The organism is Streptomyces hygroscopicus subsp. hygroscopicus, assembly GCF_030269125.1.
GTDB classification, from domain to species: domain Bacteria; phylum Actinomycetota; class Actinomycetes; order Streptomycetales; family Streptomycetaceae; genus Streptomyces; species Streptomyces hygroscopicus_C.
Genome location: NZ_BSSM01000004.1, coordinates 217,777 through 236,406 on the forward strand (window position 1 = coordinate 217,777; position 18,630 = coordinate 236,406).

Consider the following 18,630-nt stretch of genomic DNA (forward strand, 5'->3'; position numbering starts at 1 on the left):
GCTTCGGCTCGCCGGAGACCGGGACGAGGGGGACACTTGACCGCCGTGGACCCCGCCCCGCAGCCGTCCCCGACGCCACCGGCCGTACCGGGCGACGCCGGTCTGACCACGGGCGTGCTGGCCCGCCGCCTCGGCGTGTCGCCCATGACCCTGCGTTCGTGGGACCGCCGCTACGGCATCGGACCGATCGCACGCACCGAGGGCGGCCACCGTCGCTGGACGGCGACGGACGTGGCGGCGGTCGAGGAGATGTGCCGGCTGACGGCGACCGGCGTCCCGCCGGCCGACGCGGCCCGCGCCGTCCGTACCGCCGCGGCCGGCCCGCCTGCCGCGGCGGACGCCGCCGCTGCTCCGGCGCCCCCACCACCCGCGGGGCGATCACGGGCCGCTGGCGCACTGCCCCTCGGTGATGTGCGTCAGGAGTGCCGCGGCCTGGCCCGCGCCGCCGTACGACTGGACGCTCCCGCGCTGGAGAAGCAGCTCACCGCAGCCGTCGAGCGCCACGGCGTCGTCGGAGCCTGGCAGGAGGTGATGGTTCCCACCCTGCACGCCGTAGGCCGTCGCTGGGCCTCCTCCGGCGACCGGTACGTGGAGGTGGAGCACCTGCTCGCCTGGCACGTCTCCACCGTGCTGCGCCGCAGCGCGCCGCCCGCCGCCCCCGTGGCCGCCCCGGCGGTCGGCTGCGTCCTGCTGGCCTGCGTCCCGGGCGAACAGCACACCCTGCCCCTGGAGGCGCTCCACGCCGCGCTCGCCCGTGAGGGACTGCCGGTCCGCATGCTGGGGGCCGCGGTGCCCGTCGAGGCGCTGGACGCGGCGGTGCGCCGACTGGGCCCGGTCGCGGTCGTGCTGTGGGCCCAGGAGAGCGCACGGGCGGTCCCGGCCCTGGCCCGGCACGTCGCCGCACTGCGCTGGGGCATGAAGGGGACGCGGCGCGGTCCGGCGGTGCTGCTGGGCGGCCCCGGCTGGAGCCGGTCCCGGCCCGCCGGTGTCCTCAGACCGGCCGGCCTGGCGCAGGCGGTGGAGGCGCTGCGCTCGCTGTGCGCCGCGGAGTGAGCCGACACTCACGTCCCCGTCCCTCCCGCTGCCGTGCTCCCCGTGACGCCCGGACGGCCACGCGTCCGCCACCTCACGGCACCTCGCCCGCCCGCCGCCGCTCCTGCCGCAGCACCTCGTCGAGGTCGCCCAGCCGGTCCAGGCCCTGCACCGCGCGCCGCATGCGGGCGTTGCCGGACAGCAGCCGCCGGTGCCGGTGCAGGAAGGCCCAGTACCCGGCGGTGTAGGGGCACGCGCGCGGGCCGGTGCGCTCGGTGGGCCGGTAGGCGCAGCCGCCGCACAGGTCGCTCATGCGGTGGAGGTAGGCGCCGCCCGACGTGTACGGCTTGGTGGTCATCCTGCCGCCGTCCGCGTACTGGGACATGCCCACCACGTTCGGCACCATCACCCAGTCGTAGCCGTCGACGAAGCAGCGGTGGAACCAGTCGGTCACCGCGACCGGGTCCCAGCCCCGCTGCAGAGCGTGGCTGCCCAGCACCATCAACCGGGGGATGTGATGCGTCCAACCGGTGTCGCGCACCTGGGCGAGCACGGTGGCCAGGCAGCGCGCGGTGACCGCGTCCGCGTCCAGCTCGGCGAAGTAGTCCGGCAGCTCCTCGGTGTGCCCGAGCGCGTTCACGTGCCGGTAGTCCTCGCCGAAGTGCCAGTACAACTGCCAGACGTACTCCCGCCAGCCCGCGACCTGGCGGACGAAGCCCTCCGCGCTGTTCACCGGGATCGCGCCCTGCCGCCAGGCCCGCTCGGCTCCCTCCACGCACTCCGCCGGGTGCAGCAGCCCCAGGTTCAGGGAGGACGACAGCAGGCTGTGGCTCATCACCGGATCACCGGCGAGGACCGCGTCCTCGTACGGTCCGAAGGACGCCAGCCGGTGCCGCACGAAACGCCGCAGGGCCGACAGCGCCTCCCGCCGGGTGGCGGGGAAGCGGCGCGGCCCGTCCCGGCCGACGAAGCGCACGCCCTCCTCGCGTTCCCACCGGTCGAGGTCGTCGCGCACCTCCGCGTCGATGTCGTCCTCCCGCGGCCGGTAGGGGCCCGGTACGTCGAGCCGGCGGGCGCCGCCCGGCGGCGGCTCGCGGTTGGCGTGGTCGTGGTCGAACCGGCCGCCCGCCGGGTGGTCGCCCTCCATCAGCAGGTCGTGCTCCCTGCGCACCCAGCGGTAGAAGTCCTCGTGGAGCAGCCGCCCACCGCGTTCCCCGGCCCAGCCGGCGAACTCCTCGCGTGCCACGAGGAAGCCCCGGGCGGGCAGCACCCGCACCCCGGACAGGGACCGCACCAGCCGGAGCGCCGCGTACGAGGTCGGATGGCACACCGTGACCGGCGCGCCGCCCACCGCGCGGCGCAGGCCCTCACGGTAGGTCTCGGCCCGCACGTACGTCACCCGCCCGCCCAGTTCCGCCGCGCGGTGCCGCATCGCGGAGAGCACCAGGTGCGCCTTGGCGCGGTGGAAGCGGCGTCGTCGGAAGACCGACCTGGCCTCGATCATCACCACGGGAGTGCCGCGCCCGGGTCCGTCGTCGCCGGCCGGTGTGAGGAAGTGCGGGCCGAGCTGGTCCCCGAAGATCCAGTGCGGGGTGGTCATCGGTGGTCTCCCGCCGGACCTCGGGAGCGGCCCCGGGCCCGCCTGAAGCGGTCCAGGCCCTCCGCCAGGGACACCACCGGCTCGGGATAGCCGGTCCTCGAACGCTCCCGCGCCGGAAGCCTCCACGGCTCGTGCACGGCTGCCCCCTCGACGCCCGCCAGTTCCGGCACCCAGCGCCGCACGTAAGCTCCGTCCGGGTCGTAACGCCTGCCCTGCGCGACGGGGTTGAGGACCCGGTTGGGCCGGGTGTCGGTGCCCGTGCCCGCCATCCACTGCCAGTTGAGCTGGTTGTTCGCCACGTCGCCGTCGACCAGCAGCTCCAGGAAGTGCCGGGCGCCCACCCGCCAGTCGAGGTAGAGCGTCTTGGTGAGGAAGCTCGCCGCCAGCAGCCGGCCCCGGTTGTGGATCCAGCCCTCGTGGCGCAGCTGCCGCATCGCCGCGTCCACCAGCGGGTAGCCGGTGCGGCCCTCCCGCCACGCCTCGGCATCCGCCTCCGCCTCCTTCCCGTCGCGCCACCGGTCGCCGTGCGTGCGGTAATCGCGTACGGCGGCGTCGGGGCGCGCGGCGAGCACCTGGCGGTTGAAGTCGCGCCAGGCGACCTGCCGTACGAACGCCTCCGCCCCGGCGCCGCCGGCCCCGCGGGCCCGGCGCACCACCTCGACCGGCGACAGCGTGCCGAAGTGCAGACAGGGGGAGAGCCGGGAGGTGGCGTCGCCCGCCAGGTCGTCGTGCCGCTCCTCGTAAGCGTCCACACCGGAGCGCAGCCACGCGGTGAACCTGCGCCGCCCCTCCGTCTCGCCGCCCGCGCACAGCCCCGGCGACACGCCGTTCACCCCGCCGCGCTCCGGCAGTGGGGCGGACGCCACCTCCTGCGGCACGGTGAGGGCGCGTGGCGCCTCCAGCACGTCCCGCAGGCCCTGCCCGGACCAGCGTCGGTAGTACGGCGTGAACACCGCGAAGTGGTCGGAGGCGGCCGGCGTCACCGCGCCCGGTGCCACGGCGGTGCTCACCGTGTCGTGGACGTACAGACGCCGCCCGTCGGCCTCCAGCGCCCGGCGCAACCGCCGTTCGCGCGCGCACGCGAAGGCGCTCACATCGCCCGCCATGTGCACCTCGTCGGCGTCCGCCTCGGCGGCCACCCGGCACACCTGCGCGACCGTGTCGCCCTCGCGCAGCACCAGCCGGCCGCCCCGCTCCCGCAGCCGGGCGTCCAGGTCCCGCAGGCAGTCGGCGAGGAACGCGAGCCGGTTCGGCGCGGCGAAACCCGCTCCGTCCACGGCCGGGTCACGCACGAACAGCGGGACCACCCGGCCTCCTCCGTGCAGGGCCGCGCGCAGCGGTGGATGGTCCGACAGGCGCAGATCGCAGGTGAACACGACGACCGAGGTCTGCATGGGGCTCACTTCCGCTTTCGGTGGGGTGACTCTCCGATGGTTTCGCCCCGACGGCCGGTGGCGGATGCGGCGGCCGCCGGTGGTCCCCCGTTCTGGTGCACGCGCATCCGCGGCGGCGTCCGGCGGGGAAGTACCCGAGGAGGACGTCGGGTGCCCGTGCGGGCACCCGGTGTCCGTCGCCAAGGCGGCGCCGGCGCCCGAGCGAGTGCTCGCGGCGGGAACGTCCACCGCCTCGGAGGCACCGGGGGAGCGGGTCGGCGGGGCCGACCCGCTCCGCGACAGGCGCGATGAGGAGCGAGGAGAGGTGGTGGCCGTGGCGGACGGATCCGTGGTCGCGGACGTCGTCGTGGTGGGCGCCGGTGTCGCCGGGCTGGCGTGTGCCCACGACCTGGCCGTCGCCGGGCTCGGCGTCACGGTGCTGGAGGCGGACGACGCGGTGGGCGGGCGGATGCGGACCGACCGCCTGGACGGCTTCACGGTGGACTGCGGTTTCCAGGTCGTCAACCCCGCCTACCCGCAGCTGCGCCGCCGTCTGCCCGCGCGCTTCGTCGACCCGCGCCCCTTCCTGCCGGGCGTCCTGGTGCACACCGGTGACCGGCGCGTCCTGCTGGCCGACCCGCGCCGCCGCCCCGACGCGGTGGCTTCGCCGCTGTCCGGCCGGCTCGCCCGGCCGCGCGACCTGGCGGCGCTGGCCGCGCTCGGCGCCCGCGACGCGCTCGCCCCGGCCCGGACCCTCAAGCGCGCGGCCGAGCGCACCACCCGTGCCGCCCTGGCCGACGCGGGCTTCTGCGACGCGTTCGTGGAGGACTTCTTCCGGCCGTTTCTCTCCGGGGTCTTCCTGGAGGACTCGCTGGAGACGTCCAGCCGGGTGTTCCACCTCGTGTGGCGCAGCATGCTGCGCGGTGCCCTGTGCCTGCCTGCCTTCGGTGTGCAGTCCGTCCCGCGCGCCCTGGCCGCGGCCCTGCCCGAGGGCACCGTCCGGCTCGGCACACCGGTGTCACGGCTCGCCGACCGGGGCGTGCTCACGGCGGACGGTACGGAGCTGCCGGCGCGCGCCGTCGTGGTGGCGACCGGTGCCGGTGCCGCCGCACGGATGCTGCCCGGCCTGGACGTGCCCGCCCACCGCACGGTCACCACCTACTACCACGTCGCCCCTCGCTCCCCCCTCGGGCAGCCGGTCCTGCTGGTCGACAGCCGCCGCCGCGTGCTGAACACCTGCGTGCTCAGCGATGTCGCGCCCGAGTACGCCCCGCGCGGCAGTGCCCTCGTCGCCACCTCGGTGCTGGGCGACGACACCGAGCCCGAGCGGTCGGCCGTGGTCGCGGCCCTGTGCGAGATGTACGCCACCGACGCCACCGCCTGGGACCTGCTGGTCGCGCGCACCGTCGAGGGCGCGCTGCCCGCCATGCCGCCGCCCTGGCCGCTCACCCGGACCTCCCGCACCGGGCCGGGCCACTACGTCTGCGGGGATCACCGGGGAACGGGTTCCGTCCAAGGCGCCCTCGCCTCCGGCGCGCGGGCGGCCCGGGAGGTGTCGCGGGACCTCGGCGGAAAGTGACCGCGGCGCGGCCGTCGCCCCTTTGCGGCCTGCCGTCCCGGCGAGCCGGTGACCGGGCGCACCACGGACGGACTGCCCGCGCCGACGGACGTCACCCTGCCGGTCACCTTGTGCGGAGAGGGAATTGCCGGTAACCCTGACGCTGCGCATGCTCCACGCCATCCCCGAACCCGTACGGTTCCCCGTCTGCTCCTCTTCCACCACGGGACACGCATGGATCAGACCACCGCCCCGGGTCCGCCCGAAACCGCGCCGCCCCCGCGCCCCGGGAGCGGCGCGCGGCGCCGGAAGCGGGGACACGGCAGGTGCCGGGTCCGGGCTGCCCCGCACGGTACGGATCGGCTACGGGCTCACCGGCCACCGGCCACCGGCACCTTCGGCACCGTTCCGGGGCTGACCCTGCTGTACTGCCTGACCGACGTACTCGCCGTTCCGGCGGTGGTGGCCGGCGCCGCGGTCTTCGTGCCCAGGGCGTGGGACGTGGTGATCAACCCGCTGGTGGGCGCCGCCGAGGACCGCAGCCGTCGTTCCCCCGACGCCGGCGAGGAGGTGGCGCAGCCGCCGGTGGCCCGCGCCGGGATCACCGCCGGGACGAGCCTGCTGCCGGCCCTGCTTTCCCGCGTCGCCCTCCGGTTGCTCCGCCGCCACCGCCGGGAGTCCGAGGCCGGCGCAGCCGTCCCCGGCGCCGGTCCCGATGCCCTTCGTGCGCGGAGACGGAAACCGTGCACCGAGACAGAGAGGAACTGACCGTGCCAAGTGAGTCCGCGGCCGAGCCGACCGCCTCCGCCCGGCGCCCCGCGTCCGTGCTGCCCGCGGGCCGCCCCGCCGACCAACTGCTGGCCGAGCTGCGGGGCCTGCGGGCCGCGGACGCACCGACCCGGGGCGGCCGGACTTTCGCCTACGTCTACGACGCCGGCCTGCCCGGCGTGGACGAGCTGACCGCCGCCGCCTACGGCGTGTTCGCCACGGTCAACGGCCTGGACCCGACGGTCTTCCCGAGCGTGGCCCGGCTGGAGAACGACGTGGTGGGCGCGGTGTCCTCGGTCCTGGGAGTGCCCGGCGCGCAGGGCAGTTTCACCAGCGGCGGCACCGAGTCGATCCTGCTGGCCGTCAAGACCGCCCGGGATCACGCCCGAGCCGTGCGCGGGGTGACCCGGCCGCAGATGGTGCTGCCGTCGACGGCACACGCGGCCTTCCACAAGGCGGCCCACTACCTGGGCGTGGAGACGGTGGTGGTCCCGGTCGACCCGCTGACGTTCCGGGCCGACGCGCCGGCCGTGGCGGAGTCGGTCACCGACCGGACCGCCCTGGTGGTCGCGTCGGCCCCGTCGTACGCGCACGGGGTGCTGGATCCCGTGGCCGAGATCGCCGCGGCCGCCGCGCAGCGGGATGTGCTGTGTCACGTCGACGCGTGCGTCGGCGGCTGGTTCCTGCCGTTCCTCGCCCTGACGGGCCGCCCGGTCGAACCGTTCGGCCTCTCGGTTCCGGGCGTCACCTCGATCTCGGTGGACCTGCACAAGTACGGCTACGCCGACAAGGGTGCCTCGGTCGTCCTGTACCGGGACGCCGAGCTGCGGCGCCACCAGTACTTCGCGCATGCGGGCTGGCCCGGCTACCCGGTGGTCAACCCCACGGCGCAGGGCACCAAGTCCGGGGGGCTGCTGGCGCAGGCGTGGGCGGTGCTGCACCACCTCGGCCACGACGGGTACACCGCCCTCGCCCGCCGCGTGGCGCTGGCCGCCGACCGGCTGCTGCCCGGCCTGCGGGCGCTCGACGGCGTCCGGGTGCTCGGCGACCCGGCGGGCAGCCTGGTCGCGTTCACCGTGCACGGCCCCGCCGGCACGCCCGATCCGGGGCTGGTGCTGCACGTGGCGGACGAGATGCGGGAGCGCGGCTGGTACCTCCAGCCGCAGCTGTCCTGCGGCGGCCTCCCGCCGAACCTGCACCTGACGCTGACCCCGGCGACCAGCGACCGCGTCGGACCCCTGCTGGCGGACCTGGCCGAGTCGGTGGCGGCGGCGCGGGCGTGCGAGCCGGTGACCGTGGACCCGGCGCTGACCGCACTGGCCGCCACGCTCGACCCCGACACCCTCACACCCGAGGACGTGGCGGGGTTCCTCGCCCTTGCCGGGCTGGACGGCGAACAGGGCCTGCCGTCGCGGACGGCACCGGTGCTGGCCCTGTTGGACGCCCTGCCGTCCCGGCTGAAGGAGCGGATGCTGACGGAGTTCATCGGGTCGCTCTTCCGTGTCTGACCCGCCCACGGCGCGCGCACGGATCGGCGCGCCCCCCGGCACCCGGCCGATTTCGCCCCCGACGCCCCCGTGTTTCTCCGATCGGTTGATTCACCCCTCCGTCTGCCGCCATGCTGTCGAGGCATGGGGGAGACGACACCGGCGCCCGTCGGCGCCGACACCGGGGTACGGGTGGTCTTCCATCTCTTCGCCGCGTCGGACCGCGAGGAGACGGATGCCGCGAGGGATGTGCTCGGCCGGGCCGGTGTCCCGTACGCGGAATTACGCCCGCCGGGCGCCCACGCCCCCGGCGACGACGTCCTCACCGGTACCGCGACCTCCGCCGCCCTCACGGACGTCGTCGCCGCACTCCGTCACCGCTTCCGGTACGGCATCGCCGTACGCGTCGCCGGGCCGTCCGATGTCGTCGTGCGGTCGGACCCCCGTGTCGAGCAGGGGCGGATCGTGATCCGCAAACCGCGCCGCGACGTGCCCGTACGGGACGCCGGAGCCCTGTGCTCCGCCCTCAACGGCCTGCTCGCCCAAGAAGCACCGGACCCGGATCCCTTCCCCTACCCGTCCAGCATCATGTTCCGCGGCCACCAGAGCGCCGAGCTCGCCGCCGAGGCCACCCGGCTCGCCCGTGTCTTCACCGACCCGGACTTCGTCATCGGCGCCGACCCCACCGGCGGACTGCTCGACAACCCGGAGAAGCTGGCCGACGTGTCCCGCAGGCCCCGCAGACTGCTCGACCTGCTGCTGCTCGCCCACGCCTTCGCCCGTACCGACGACGGCGATCACCGCGTGCGCGACCTGCGCGTACCCGGCATGGACGAGGTCCGACGGATAGCCTCCACCGTCGAGGTCTTCGTCCAGCCGTCCACCGACCCGCAGTCCCGGGTGCTGACCCGCCCCCTCGCCGACGGCCGGCAGGGCTTCGTCATCGGACTGCCGCCGCAGGCCAGTGAGTTGATGGCCAACCTCTCCTGGGCCCTGCCCACCCTCTTCGCCCGCCCGGGGGCAGCGGCGTCCGGCACTGCCGACCCCGGCCCCTCCACGGCCGACCGCGATCGCACGTGGGCCGACGTCGACACCACCGTCGCCTCGTACCTTCGCTCCTGGCGACCCCCGCGCGCCGCCGTGCTGCTCCCGCCCCGGCCGCTCATCCCGATGGCCATGCCGGAGGGCGAGAGGCCCTACGGCTCCGGCGACCCCTACGTGGTCTTCGACGCGTGCGCGCTCTTCCTCATCGCCCGTGAACTCACCCCGATCCTCACGGGCAGGCTCGGCCCCGGGGCCGCCGAGCCGCCCCTGGTGCCGTTCACCGCGGGGCTGCCCCGGGAGGTGCGCCTGGAGACCCAGGCGGACTGCGCGGCGTACGTCCACACGATGAACGCGCTGATCCTGGGGGCCGGCGAGGACGGCCCCTTCGTACCCGACTTCGACAACATCCGGCGCCACTTCCACCACGGGCGGCCGAGCCGGTTCGGCCGGACACGAAGGCTGGAGGAGCAGGCACGGTACGAGGCGGAAGTGGTGCTGGCCTGCATGAACCGCACGACCGAGGCCGTGCTCAGCTACTACGCCGTCGTGGACATGTTCGCCGCGCTCGCCCGCGCCCGCCGCGACGGCGCCCTCGCCCGCCGCCTGGAGGCGGTCGGCGACCGGCGCGAGACGGTGTGCCGCTACATGCTGTGGGTCAAGGAGCACGGACTGCCCGAGGCCTGGGGGCTGCGCACCCGGCTGCCGGGGGAGGAGGACGGGTGGGAACGCGTGCGGGAGTACGTCCGTCATGTGCAGCGGCACCTGGTTCCCACGCTGGTCGGTCCTTCCGACTGACCGCTTCCGCCGTCGCGGGGACAGCGGCCCCGGTACGTCGCTACGGTGGCCCCATGAACGACATCACCGTCGGCGAAGCCATCGACCACCTTCGCGCCGAACTGACCGCCGCCCGCGAGCGCGCCGCGAACTCCGGTGTCCGCTTCGAACTCGGTGACATCTCCCTGGAGTTCACGGTCGAGCTGCGCCGGGAGCGGAGCGGGAAGGGTTCGATCAAGGCGTGGGTCGTGTCCGGGGAGCTGGGGGCCGCGAGGTCCGAGACCGCCGTCCACAAGCTGGCGTTCACCTTGCGCGCCGTGGACCAGGACGGCGAGGGCATCCGCATCGGCAACAGCGCGGCTCCGACGGGCGGTCTGGCCGGCGGGGGCGGGCTGGTCCGGTAACTCGCCGGGGGTGCGCGGCAGACCCGCGGCGGGCGTACGAAGCTGAACGGGGGCACAGTTGGAACTCAGTCGGATTGTCGCGGTCCTGCTGCCGGGTGCGGAGCAGGGATACGGCGGCAACGGGACCGGCTATCTCCTCGGCAGGCGACTGGTACTGACGGCTCGCCACGTCCTCGACGGACGGACCACCTGCGACGTGCAGGTGCCCGGCGGCCGCGCCGTGCCCTGCACCGTCCTGTGGCGCGGCGCCGCTCACGTCGACGCGGCCCTGCTCCTCGCCGAGACGGACGTCCAGGAGCAGGTCGCACCGGTCCGCTGGGGTCGGCTCGTCACCGCCCGGCACCAGCCCTGCGACGTCGCCGGCTATCCCCAGGCCGGGCGCCGGGCCGACGGCGGCCTCGACCTCCAGCAGCCGCGTGCCACCCTCGTCCCCGGCACCGGAGCCCTGTCCCACCGCTACACCGTGGAACTCGCCAGCGCGCCGCCCGCCGATCCCGCCCGGCGCGCACCCTCGCCGTGGAGCGGCCAGTCCGGCGCGGCCCTCTTCAGCGGCGGGCTGCTGACCGGTGTCGTCGTGACCGACGTCAGCGGCTGGGGGCTGCCGCGCTGGGAGGCCGTACCGGTGTACGCGCTTCTGGCCGACGCGCGGTTCACGGACCTGGTCACCCGGCACACCGCCGCCGCGCCCGTGTGGGAGCCGGTAGACCTCCAGAGCCTTGTCGCGCCCGCCGCGGACTGGCGGGTCCGCTCCCCGGCGACCCTGCTGGACCAGCGCGCGGAGGTGGTCCGCTTCCACGGCCGCGAGCACCTGCTCACGGAGCTGATCGACGACTGGTGCGACGGTGACGGCGTACGGCTCGCCGTCCTCACCGGGCCCGGCGGGGCCGGCAAATCGCGGCTCGCCCGAGAACTGTGCACCCGACTGCGTGACCGGCACGGCTGGGTCCCCGGCTGGCTGGACGAGCGCGGCCCGGCCGAGCAGCTCGACGTGCTCGCCGAGGTGGACCGCCCACTGATCCTGGTCGCCGACTACGCCGAGCTGCGGATCGCCCAGCTGACCGCCCTGCTCACCGTGCTGGACCGCCGGCCCGACGGCCGCCCCCCGGTACGGCTGCTGCTCACGGCGCGGGCGAAGGGCGAGACCACGGGCGGCTGGTGGGACCAGCTCAGGACCCGCACGCGCGAGACGAGGAACCTGACCTACGACGCCCTGCACCACGAACTGCCCCCGCTGACGGAGTTACCGGACCGCGAGGCGCACTACCGTGACGCACTCGCCGATCTCGCCCGGCGCCTCCCCGAGGCACTGCCCCGGGTGCTCAGGGACGTCACGGGTGACTGGACGGGACGCGTCGCCCTCGTCGCCCCGCGCGATGTGAGCGCCCCCGAGTACGGCTCCGCCCTCACCCTGCACATGACCGCGCTCACCGACCTCCTCGCCACGCACCCCGCGACCCGCCCGGACGACACCGGCCTGCGGGTCGAGGAGCAACTCCTCCTGCACGAGCGCGCGTACTGGGAGGACAGCGCCGCCGGCCGTCCGCGGCTGGCGGAGGCGGGCCCCGTACCCCTGGCCGACGCGGTCGGCACCGCGGTCCTCACCGCGGGCGCCGAACCCGCCCTGGCAGCACCGCTGTTGCGTTCCTCACCGGGCTTCCGGACCGCGGACGCCCCGACCGTGGACCAGGGCACGGCCTGGCTCGCCGAGATGTACCCCGCCCCGGGCGACAGCTGCTGGGGGGCCCTCCAGCCGGATCGCCTGGGGGAGTACCACGTGGGGGACCGGACGCGGGCGGACACGGACCTGGTGACGCTGCCCTTGCTGACGCTGGCGAGGGCGGGGACGGCGCCGTGGCGGTCCGGAGCCGGGGGACCGGCGTCCGCCGGGGAGCCCGAGTCGTACTCCGGGTCGCGCTCGCCCGGCCCCGACCGTCCGGCGCCGGCGGACGTCCGCACCCGAGAGCCGGCGTCGGCAGGCAGCCCCGGGCCGTTTCCCACCCGCACCGGACAGCCGCCGACGGCCGGGGCCCCGCCGTCCCCCTCCACCGCCCGCACACTTCTCGCCGCCCTCGTCACCCTCTCCCGCGTGACCGGGATCCCCCGCCACTGGGACCCGGTCGCCCGCGCCCTGGACGAAGCCCTCGCCCGGGAACCGGCGCTCGCCGGCACCGTCATGGAGGCCGCCACCCTCACCGAGTCGCCCGAGCCCCTCCTCGACGCCCTGCACCGGCTCACCGACGCACCCGACACCGACCCCGAGCTGCTGCTGGAGTTGCTCGACCGGCTGGGCGCGGGGCGAAGCCGGGTGCTCGCCGGATGGGCCACGCGCACCGCCGCCACGGCCGCGCGGGGGCTTCCGCCGGTCCTGCGGGCCGCCGCGCTCGTGCACGAGGCGGGGTGGCGGCAGGCCGCCGGGGACCACGTGACGGCCCTGCGCCGATGTGAAGAGGCGCTGCGGCTCTACGACTCCGGGGAGGCCGAGGCCACCCCGGCCGCACGGTTCGCCGCGCTGCTGACCACGGCCCGCTCGCACCGCTGGACCGCCGAGTTCGACGCGGCCCTGGCCGCGCTGGGCCTGGCCGCCGGCCTGGTCGACGCGCTCGCCCCGGCCGAGCAGACCCTCGCCGAGGCCGAGATCCTCGGCGAGCGTGCCCGTGTCCTCGTCGGCGGCGGTGACGACGACGCCGCGCGCTCCCTCCAGGAGCAACGCGTCACCATTCTCGACTCCCTTGCCGACGGCGGCGATCCCGTCGTACTCGAACGCCTCGCGGACGCCGAGGCCGAACTCGCGCACACCCTCAACCGCAAAGGCGAGTTCCGCGCCGCCGCCCAGGTGCTGTCCGAGTCCACCGTGCGGGGCCTCAGGCAGATGGCCGAGGAGCGGCCCGACGCCCTCGGCCACGACGCCATGGGCAGTCTCGTCGGCCGTGCCAACCGGCTGCGGGCACTGGGCCGGTCGGAGGAGGCACTCGACGTCCTGCGCGACGCGCTCGCCGTGATCGACAGGGCGGAGAGCCTGGCCACCCCGGTGGCCGCGGGTGCCCTGGCCGTCGTCCTCAACAACCTCGGCGCGACGCTCGTCTCCATGGGCAGAGCCGAAGAGGCACTGGAGCCGATCCGCCGCGGGCTCGCCATCCGACGGAGCCTCGCGGCGGACGACGGCGTCCCGAACGAGCTGTTCTGGAGCTCCCTCCTCCAGTACGGGTCCGCCCTGACCGAACTGCGCCGTCTCGACGAGGCGAGGGAGGCCGCCGAGGAGTGCCTGGAAGTCGGCTCCGAACTCGTCCGCCGCAAGATGTCCCGCCCCAGGGTGGAGGCGCAGGCGCAGATCATGCTCGCCGAGAACCTGATCGACCTCGCCCGGAGGAACCCGGGCCACCGGCAGGATCTACGCAGGGCGAAGCGGCTCGTGGACGGGGCCGTCCGCAACTACGACCGCGACATCAAGAACCTGCCGGGCGATCACTTGGGCGAGTACGCCGCTCTGCTGTCCGTCGCCGTCGACCTCTACCACGCCCTCGGCCGACGCCGCTCGGCGCGTTCCGCGATCCGCCGGGTGATGATCGTCCGCCGCCTCCTGGTCCGCCGTGACCCCGAGCAGCACGGCGTCAGCGTGGCGGCCGAGCTCGAAGCCCGCGCCCGGGACTGCCTGGAGGCCGGGCAGCCCGACCAGGCGGAGGGCCTGCTCGGCGAGGCGGTCGCCCTCCGGCAGGTGATCCTGGAGGTGTGCGCTCTGCCCACCGACCGGTTCGCCCTGGCCAACACCCTCGCCCAGTACGCCCACGCACTCTCCCTGATGGGCCGTCAGCGCGACGCCCTGCCCCATCTGTACAAGGCGCTGGAGCTGACGCGCGAGGTGGAGCCGCACGCCGAGCCCGACCAGTACGCGCTCGCCGTCGCGACCTGTCACTACAACCTCGCGGACACCCTCCCCTGGACCGGCGCCTTCGACGAGGCACTGCGCGAGGTGGCGGCCGCGGAGAGGAGCCTCGCCCCGCTCGCCGACCTGGACCCCGGGCTGCACGCGCGCGAGACGGCCGACTGCGCCCGGCTGCGCGCCGAGATCGTCAGGGCGGCGGAGCACGGCCTGCCCGAACGGCGTCGCCCCTGACGGCCTGGTCGCCGGCCGGGGAGTCGCCGTGCGACGCGTCGGTCTCGCCTGGGCGCGGCCCGGCGAGTGGTCGCCGGCCCGCCCGACCGGCCGACTCGCCGACGGATTCCTGCCGCTCACATAAAGGAGGCGGCTCCCGCAAGGAGCCGCCTCCTTCCCGCGCGGTCAGCGCGAGCGTCCCGTCACCACGCGATAGAGCAGCAGCACGATCACGGAACCCACGATCGCGGCGATCCAGGTGGAGAGACTGAAGAAGCCGTTGATCGAGTGGACGCCGAGGATCACCTTGCCCAGCCAGCCGCCGAGCAGCCCGCCCGCGATGCCGATCAGCATCGTCACCAGGCAGCCGCCCGGGTCCTTGCCGGGGGTCAGTGCCTTGGCGATGGCGCCCGCGATGAGGCCGATCAGGATCCAGGCGATGATGCCCACGAGGATGTTCCTTCCGTTCCGCTGCGGGCCCCGGGGCGGGGCTCCCACGTACTTCCGCATATCCCGCACGGAGCGGCGTATGCGGGACGAAGGTCCTCACTTCGTCCAGGACCGGCGCGGCCCGCCGCTCGGCGGGGCGCGGACCCGGAGTGACCGGCGTCGAAGATCCCCGCGCGTGTGCGGTGGGAGAGGGGCGCGTCCGAGGGAGCGGTGCGCGGCCCGTGCCGGAACCGGTCCTGCGAACGCACCCGGGTGAACAAGCCGCGCATCCGTTTCGGGGCCGGGCGGGGGGAGACTCCTGAACTGCACCCACCAGCGCGGACTCCCCGGAGTGCGATGCAGACAGCTGAGGAGTGGTTCCCATGCAGCCGGTCCCCGGATCCCAGCGGAGACCCCCGTCCGCAGGTCGGACAGGCGCTCGCTGTTGCCCGCAGCCGTCACAGCCCCCCGCGCCGACGCGACCCAGTCCCAGGCCCAGGCCATGAAACTCCTTGAGCGCGCCGACGGCTTCCAAAGGCGCCACCACTGGGTGGGTCTGCCGCTCGCCGTCGTGTACAAGTTCTACGACGACCAGGCCCTGTACCTCGCGGCCCTGCTCACCTACTACGGCTTCCTCTCGCTCTTTCCGCTGCTCCTGATCCTCGTCGCCGTCCTGAGCACCTTCCTCAGCAGCGATCCCGCTCTGCGGCAACGGGTCATGGATTCGGCGCTGAGCGAGTTCCCGGTCATCGGTGACCAGCTCGGGCACAACATCCACTCCTTCCACGGCAGCGGGGTCGCACTCGCCGCGGGCATCGTCGGCAGCGTCTATGGTTCGCTCGGCGTCGCCCAGGCCGCGCAGTACGCCCTCAACAAGATCTGGGCGGTCCCCCGGCACGCCCGCCCGGATCCCTTTCGCTCGCGCCTGAAGGGGCTGGTCTTCCTGCTGCTCCTCGCGGTCGGTCTGTGCGCGTCCACCCTGCTGTCGGTGGCGGCCTCGCAGAGTCAGCTGTTCGGCGTGCGGCTGAGGGGCGGAACCTGGCTCGCCGCGACCGCGGGGTCGGTGGGTCTGAACGCCCTTCTGCTGCTTCTGAGTTACCGGTTGCTGACGCAGCGAGCCCTGCCGCTGCGCCGACTCGCCGGATTCGCGCTGGGGGGTGCCTGCGCGTGGCAGGCGCTGCAGTGGGTGGGCTCCTACTACGTCAGCCACGTGCTGCGCGGGGCCACCGCCACCTACGGCATGTTCGGCATCGTCCTGGGCCTGCTGGCCTGGCTCTACGTCGGGGCCCTGATCTTCATCGCGGCGGCCGAGGCGGGGGCCGTGTGGGTCATGCGCCTGTGGCCCCGCAGTCTGCTGACGCCGTTCACGGACCGGGTACGGCTCAGCGCGGCGGACCGCCGTGCCTACCGGTCGTACGCCGCCACCGAGGCATTCAAGGGATTCCAGAAGGTCAGCGTGCGCTTCGAGCCGCCGCCCGAGCCCGAGCACGGGGAACCGCCGGACGGAAGGCCCTGAGGGCAGGTCCCCGGGACGCGGTCCGCCGCGGCGCGCGCCGGACCGGTGGACACCCGCGGGGACCGGCGGGGCCCCGGCCGTCAGGCTTGGACGGTGGGGCGGACGACGATCTCGCTGACGTCGACGCCGTCGCGCTGCGCGATCGCGGAACCGATCGCGTGGGCGACGGCCGAGGGCGGCATGGCGATCTCGTCGCGCTGCCGGGCCGGCGCCGCCGCTGCTTCCGGGCTCCCTCCCTTGCCCACGCCCTCCGTGTGGGTGAAGCCCGGTGAGACGAGGGTGACGCGCAGGTCGGACCGGACTCCTGGCGCAGCCCTTCGGCAAGGACTTCGACCGCCGTCTTCGGGGCCGCGTACACGCCTTGGGGTGACTTCGCGACGTAGGCCGCGGTGGGTCGCGCGGCCGCCGGGACGATCCGCACCGGCATCGGCCCCACCGACCTTCTCTCCGCCCTCGAAGGCATCGCCCTCACCTCGGCGAAACCCGAACAACGGAGGCAGGGGAACGCCTGCTCGACCTCACCCTGGACGGCCTGACGGCCCGCCCCTGAACGCCGCTGCGGAGTGAGGACGCGCTCCGGCGCCGCTCAGGTCCTCAAGCCGAGATGCCGTACGACCGCAACTTGCGGTACAGGCTGCTCCGTGACATGCCGAGGTGCGTCGCGGCGGCCACGCGGTTCCCGCCCTTGTCCCGCAGCGCCGCGATGATCGCGTCCCGTTCGGCGGCCTCGATCCGGGTGAGGATCTTGTGGGACCGGGTCTGGCAGTAGTTCGGCAGGTCCTGGTCCTGGATCTCCCCCACCGGCCGCGTCCGCAGCGCATGGGTCAGCGCCTCGCGCAGCTGTGAGACATTGCGGGGCCAGGTGTACTGGGCGACGGTCCGCGCGGCCGCGGGGGAGAGGCGCACCCGCCGGCCCGGCGCGATCTCCTCCAGGACCCGGCTGACGATGAGCGTCAGGTCCTCGGTACGGCATCGAAGCGGCGGGATGGTCACGGCGACCTCGAAGTGCCCGAGGAGCGAGTGGAATGGCAGGTCGGAGTCGAGGCTCGAGTCCGAGACCGTCGCCGCGAAGGTGACGGGAGCCGTCGTCGAGCCGAGGGTCGTGAACAGCTTGTCGATGCGCTCGACCCCGTCCGTGCTCGCCTGGTCGATGTTCCGGACGATGCACAGGGTCTGTTCGCGGGTGCTGCCCAGCAGCGCGTCGAGGTCGGTCTCCGCGCCGGAGTGCAACTGGCTCGCGTCGACGGCGACGCTGCGGCCGCAGGGGTGGTCGGCGTGGAAGAGCTCGGCGAGGAGGGTGAACTTGCCCGTCCCCGTTTCGCCGAGGACGATCGTCGGGGCCTTCGCGGCGAGGGCGTCGCGCAGTTCCGAACAGGCGCGGATCCACGCCGGGGACGAGCCGGACGCGATCGGCACGTGCGGTCGGCGCAGATCGCCGACGAGACCTCTGGTCGCGGCACCCGCCGTCGCCACCCGCGGCAGGACCCGGTCGTCGAACTCCGGGCCGGGGGCCGGGGGCCGGGGCTGCGACGCCTCGCCGGTCACGGCCTCGGCGATGACGACGATGCCCGCCGTGTCGGAGCCCGAGACGATCCGGGTCCCGCGTATCCGGATGATCCGGCCGGACGAGAAGGCCATCGTCTCGCTGACGCGGTCGCGGCGGGCCATGAGGAAGGTCGCGTGCTCCCGGACGGCCAGCTGCTCGACCGGGTCGAACATGGCCTGGGCCGCGGCATTGGCCATGAACACGGAGTTCGCGAAGGCGAACACCGCCTGCCGGGTCGAGCGGGCGTCGGCCCTCAGGTAGGTCTCGAAGAGTGCCTGCTGGGCCTGGTTGCGGTCGAGCAGGAGATTGCGTGCGATGTCCTTGGCCGCCGACTTGACGAGCGTGTGCACGAGCGGGCTCCACGCGTCGGCCAGCGTGGAGATGTCGAGGATGCCCTCGATGCGCCCGGTCAACGGGTCGAAGACCGGCGCGCCGGTGCAGGCGAAGGCCTGCAACTCCTCCGTGAAGTGCTCGGGGCCGACCACGGACACGGCCTGCCCCGCCTCCAGGACGGTCCCGACCCCGTTGGTGCCCTTCTTGGCCTCGGCGTAGTTGTACCCCGGGGCGAAGTCCACCCGGTCGAGCAGCCGTCCGACCGCCGAGGAGGAGTCCCGGCGCTGCACCAAGCGGGCCTGGCTGTCGGTGAGCGCGATGACCAGCGGCAGGTCGGTGGTGTCGTTGCCGAGCTGGTCGAGGACCGGCTCCGCGCAGCGGACGAGGCGGGACCTGGTGTCGATGTCGTCCCTGAAGTCCGTCGGCGGACGGGTGATGTCGACCCCTGCCCGCTGACTGCGCACCCATGACGCGGCGAGGACGTCGGGAACGCCCGCGGCACCCTGGTGCCCGTATTCCAGGAAGTCGGCTCGAGCCGCCGCCATACGCAGCAGCCTGCTGTTCCTGTCCGGCATGCGGCCTCCTTGTCGCGGCCCCGACACGTGCGGCCCTCACGCGTCGGCCCCTCATGATGCCTGCGCCGGTGGCTCGAACCAACCGGCGTGCGTGTCCCAAG

At 74.5% G+C, this 18,630-nt stretch carries 12 protein-coding genes and 2 pseudogenes; 9 read left to right on the forward strand and 5 right to left on the reverse strand.

Features of this window, described 5'->3' with window-relative positions:
• The first annotated feature begins 45 nt into the window (after window positions 1-45).
• Window positions 46-1,053: a cobalamin B12-binding domain-containing protein gene (locus QSK45_RS11795; protein ID WP_285556317.1), complete on the forward strand. Its 1,008-nt coding sequence runs from the start codon at window positions 46-48 to the stop codon at window positions 1,051-1,053.
• A gap of 73 nt (window positions 1,054-1,126) precedes the next feature.
• Here QSK45_RS11795 and QSK45_RS11800 read toward each other — a convergent pair whose 3' ends face one another.
• Window positions 1,127-2,632 carry a cryptochrome/photolyase family protein gene (locus QSK45_RS11800; protein ID WP_285555903.1) on the reverse strand — a complete coding sequence of 502 codons (1,506 nt, stop codon included), beginning with the start codon at window positions 2,630-2,632 and terminating at the stop codon, window positions 1,127-1,129.
• A complete protein-coding gene (locus QSK45_RS11805) occupies window positions 2,629-4,026 on the reverse strand; it encodes a cryptochrome/photolyase family protein (RefSeq protein ID WP_285555905.1) in 1,398 nt (465 codons plus the stop codon). Before QSK45_RS11805 ends, QSK45_RS11800 begins: the two co-directional genes overlap by 4 nt.
• 307 nt (window positions 4,027-4,333) lie before the next feature.
• Between QSK45_RS11805 and QSK45_RS11810 the strand changes: the two genes are divergently transcribed.
• The 6 genes from QSK45_RS11810 (at window position 4,334) to QSK45_RS11835 (ending at window position 14,151) form a co-directional block, all read left to right on the forward strand.
• Entirely contained in the window at window positions 4,334-5,584 is a 1,251-nt protein-coding gene (locus QSK45_RS11810; protein ID WP_285555907.1) for an NAD(P)/FAD-dependent oxidoreductase, read from the forward strand.
• A 213-nt stretch (window positions 5,585-5,797) separates the two neighbouring features.
• The gene (locus tag QSK45_RS38465; protein ID WP_490993550.1) at window positions 5,798-6,331 is read left to right on the forward strand and encodes an MFS transporter; all 534 of its coding nucleotides are present in this window, start codon (window positions 5,798-5,800) and stop codon (window positions 6,329-6,331) included.
• 56 nt (window positions 6,332-6,387) lie between these two features.
• The gene (locus QSK45_RS11820; protein ID WP_285556319.1) at window positions 6,388-7,839 is read left to right on the forward strand and encodes a pyridoxal phosphate-dependent decarboxylase family protein; all 1,452 of its coding nucleotides are present in this window, start codon (window positions 6,388-6,390) and stop codon (window positions 7,837-7,839) included.
• A gap of 123 nt (window positions 7,840-7,962) precedes the next feature.
• Complete coding sequence (locus QSK45_RS11825) at window positions 7,963-9,657, forward strand: hypothetical protein (RefSeq protein WP_285555910.1); 1,695 nt, start codon at window positions 7,963-7,965, stop codon at window positions 9,655-9,657.
• A gap of 53 nt (window positions 9,658-9,710) precedes the next feature.
• Window positions 9,711-10,040 carry a trypco2 family protein gene (locus tag QSK45_RS11830; protein ID WP_285555911.1) on the forward strand — a complete coding sequence of 110 codons (330 nt, stop codon included), beginning with the start codon at window positions 9,711-9,713 and terminating at the stop codon, window positions 10,038-10,040.
• Between the two features lie 58 nt (window positions 10,041-10,098).
• Window positions 10,099-14,151: a P-loop NTPase gene (locus QSK45_RS11835; protein ID WP_285555913.1), complete on the forward strand. Its 4,053-nt coding sequence runs from the start codon at window positions 10,099-10,101 to the stop codon at window positions 14,149-14,151.
• A 165-nt stretch (window positions 14,152-14,316) separates the two neighbouring features.
• Here QSK45_RS11835 and QSK45_RS11840 read toward each other — a convergent pair whose 3' ends face one another.
• Window positions 14,317-14,580: a GlsB/YeaQ/YmgE family stress response membrane protein gene (locus QSK45_RS11840; RefSeq protein ID WP_285555915.1), complete on the reverse strand. Its 264-nt coding sequence runs from the start codon at window positions 14,578-14,580 to the stop codon at window positions 14,317-14,319.
• A 424-nt stretch (window positions 14,581-15,004) separates the two neighbouring features.
• On the opposite strand from QSK45_RS11840, the gene QSK45_RS11845 reads away from it, so the two are divergent.
• The gene (locus tag QSK45_RS11845; RefSeq protein ID WP_490993551.1) at window positions 15,005-16,075 is read left to right on the forward strand and encodes a YihY/virulence factor BrkB family protein; all 1,071 of its coding nucleotides are present in this window, start codon (window positions 15,005-15,007) and stop codon (window positions 16,073-16,075) included.
• 80 nt (window positions 16,076-16,155) lie between these two features.
• On the opposite strand, the pseudogene QSK45_RS38470 reads toward QSK45_RS11845, so the two are convergent.
• A pseudogene (locus QSK45_RS38470) lies at window positions 16,156-16,466 on the reverse strand (SDR family oxidoreductase); the annotation flags it as partial.
• Window positions 16,467-16,476: 10 nt separating this feature from the next.
• Between QSK45_RS38470 and QSK45_RS11855 the strand changes: the two are divergent.
• Window positions 16,477-16,625: pseudogene (locus QSK45_RS11855) on the forward strand (SbtR family transcriptional regulator); the annotation flags it as partial.
• A 44-nt stretch (window positions 16,626-16,669) separates the two neighbouring features.
• Here QSK45_RS11855 and QSK45_RS11860 read toward each other — a convergent pair.
• Window positions 16,670-18,529 (reverse strand): sigma-54-dependent Fis family transcriptional regulator, encoded by a 1,860-nt coding sequence (locus QSK45_RS11860; RefSeq protein WP_285555920.1) that lies wholly within the window; start codon window positions 18,527-18,529, stop codon window positions 16,670-16,672.
• Between the last annotated feature and the right edge of the window lie 101 nt (window positions 18,530-18,630).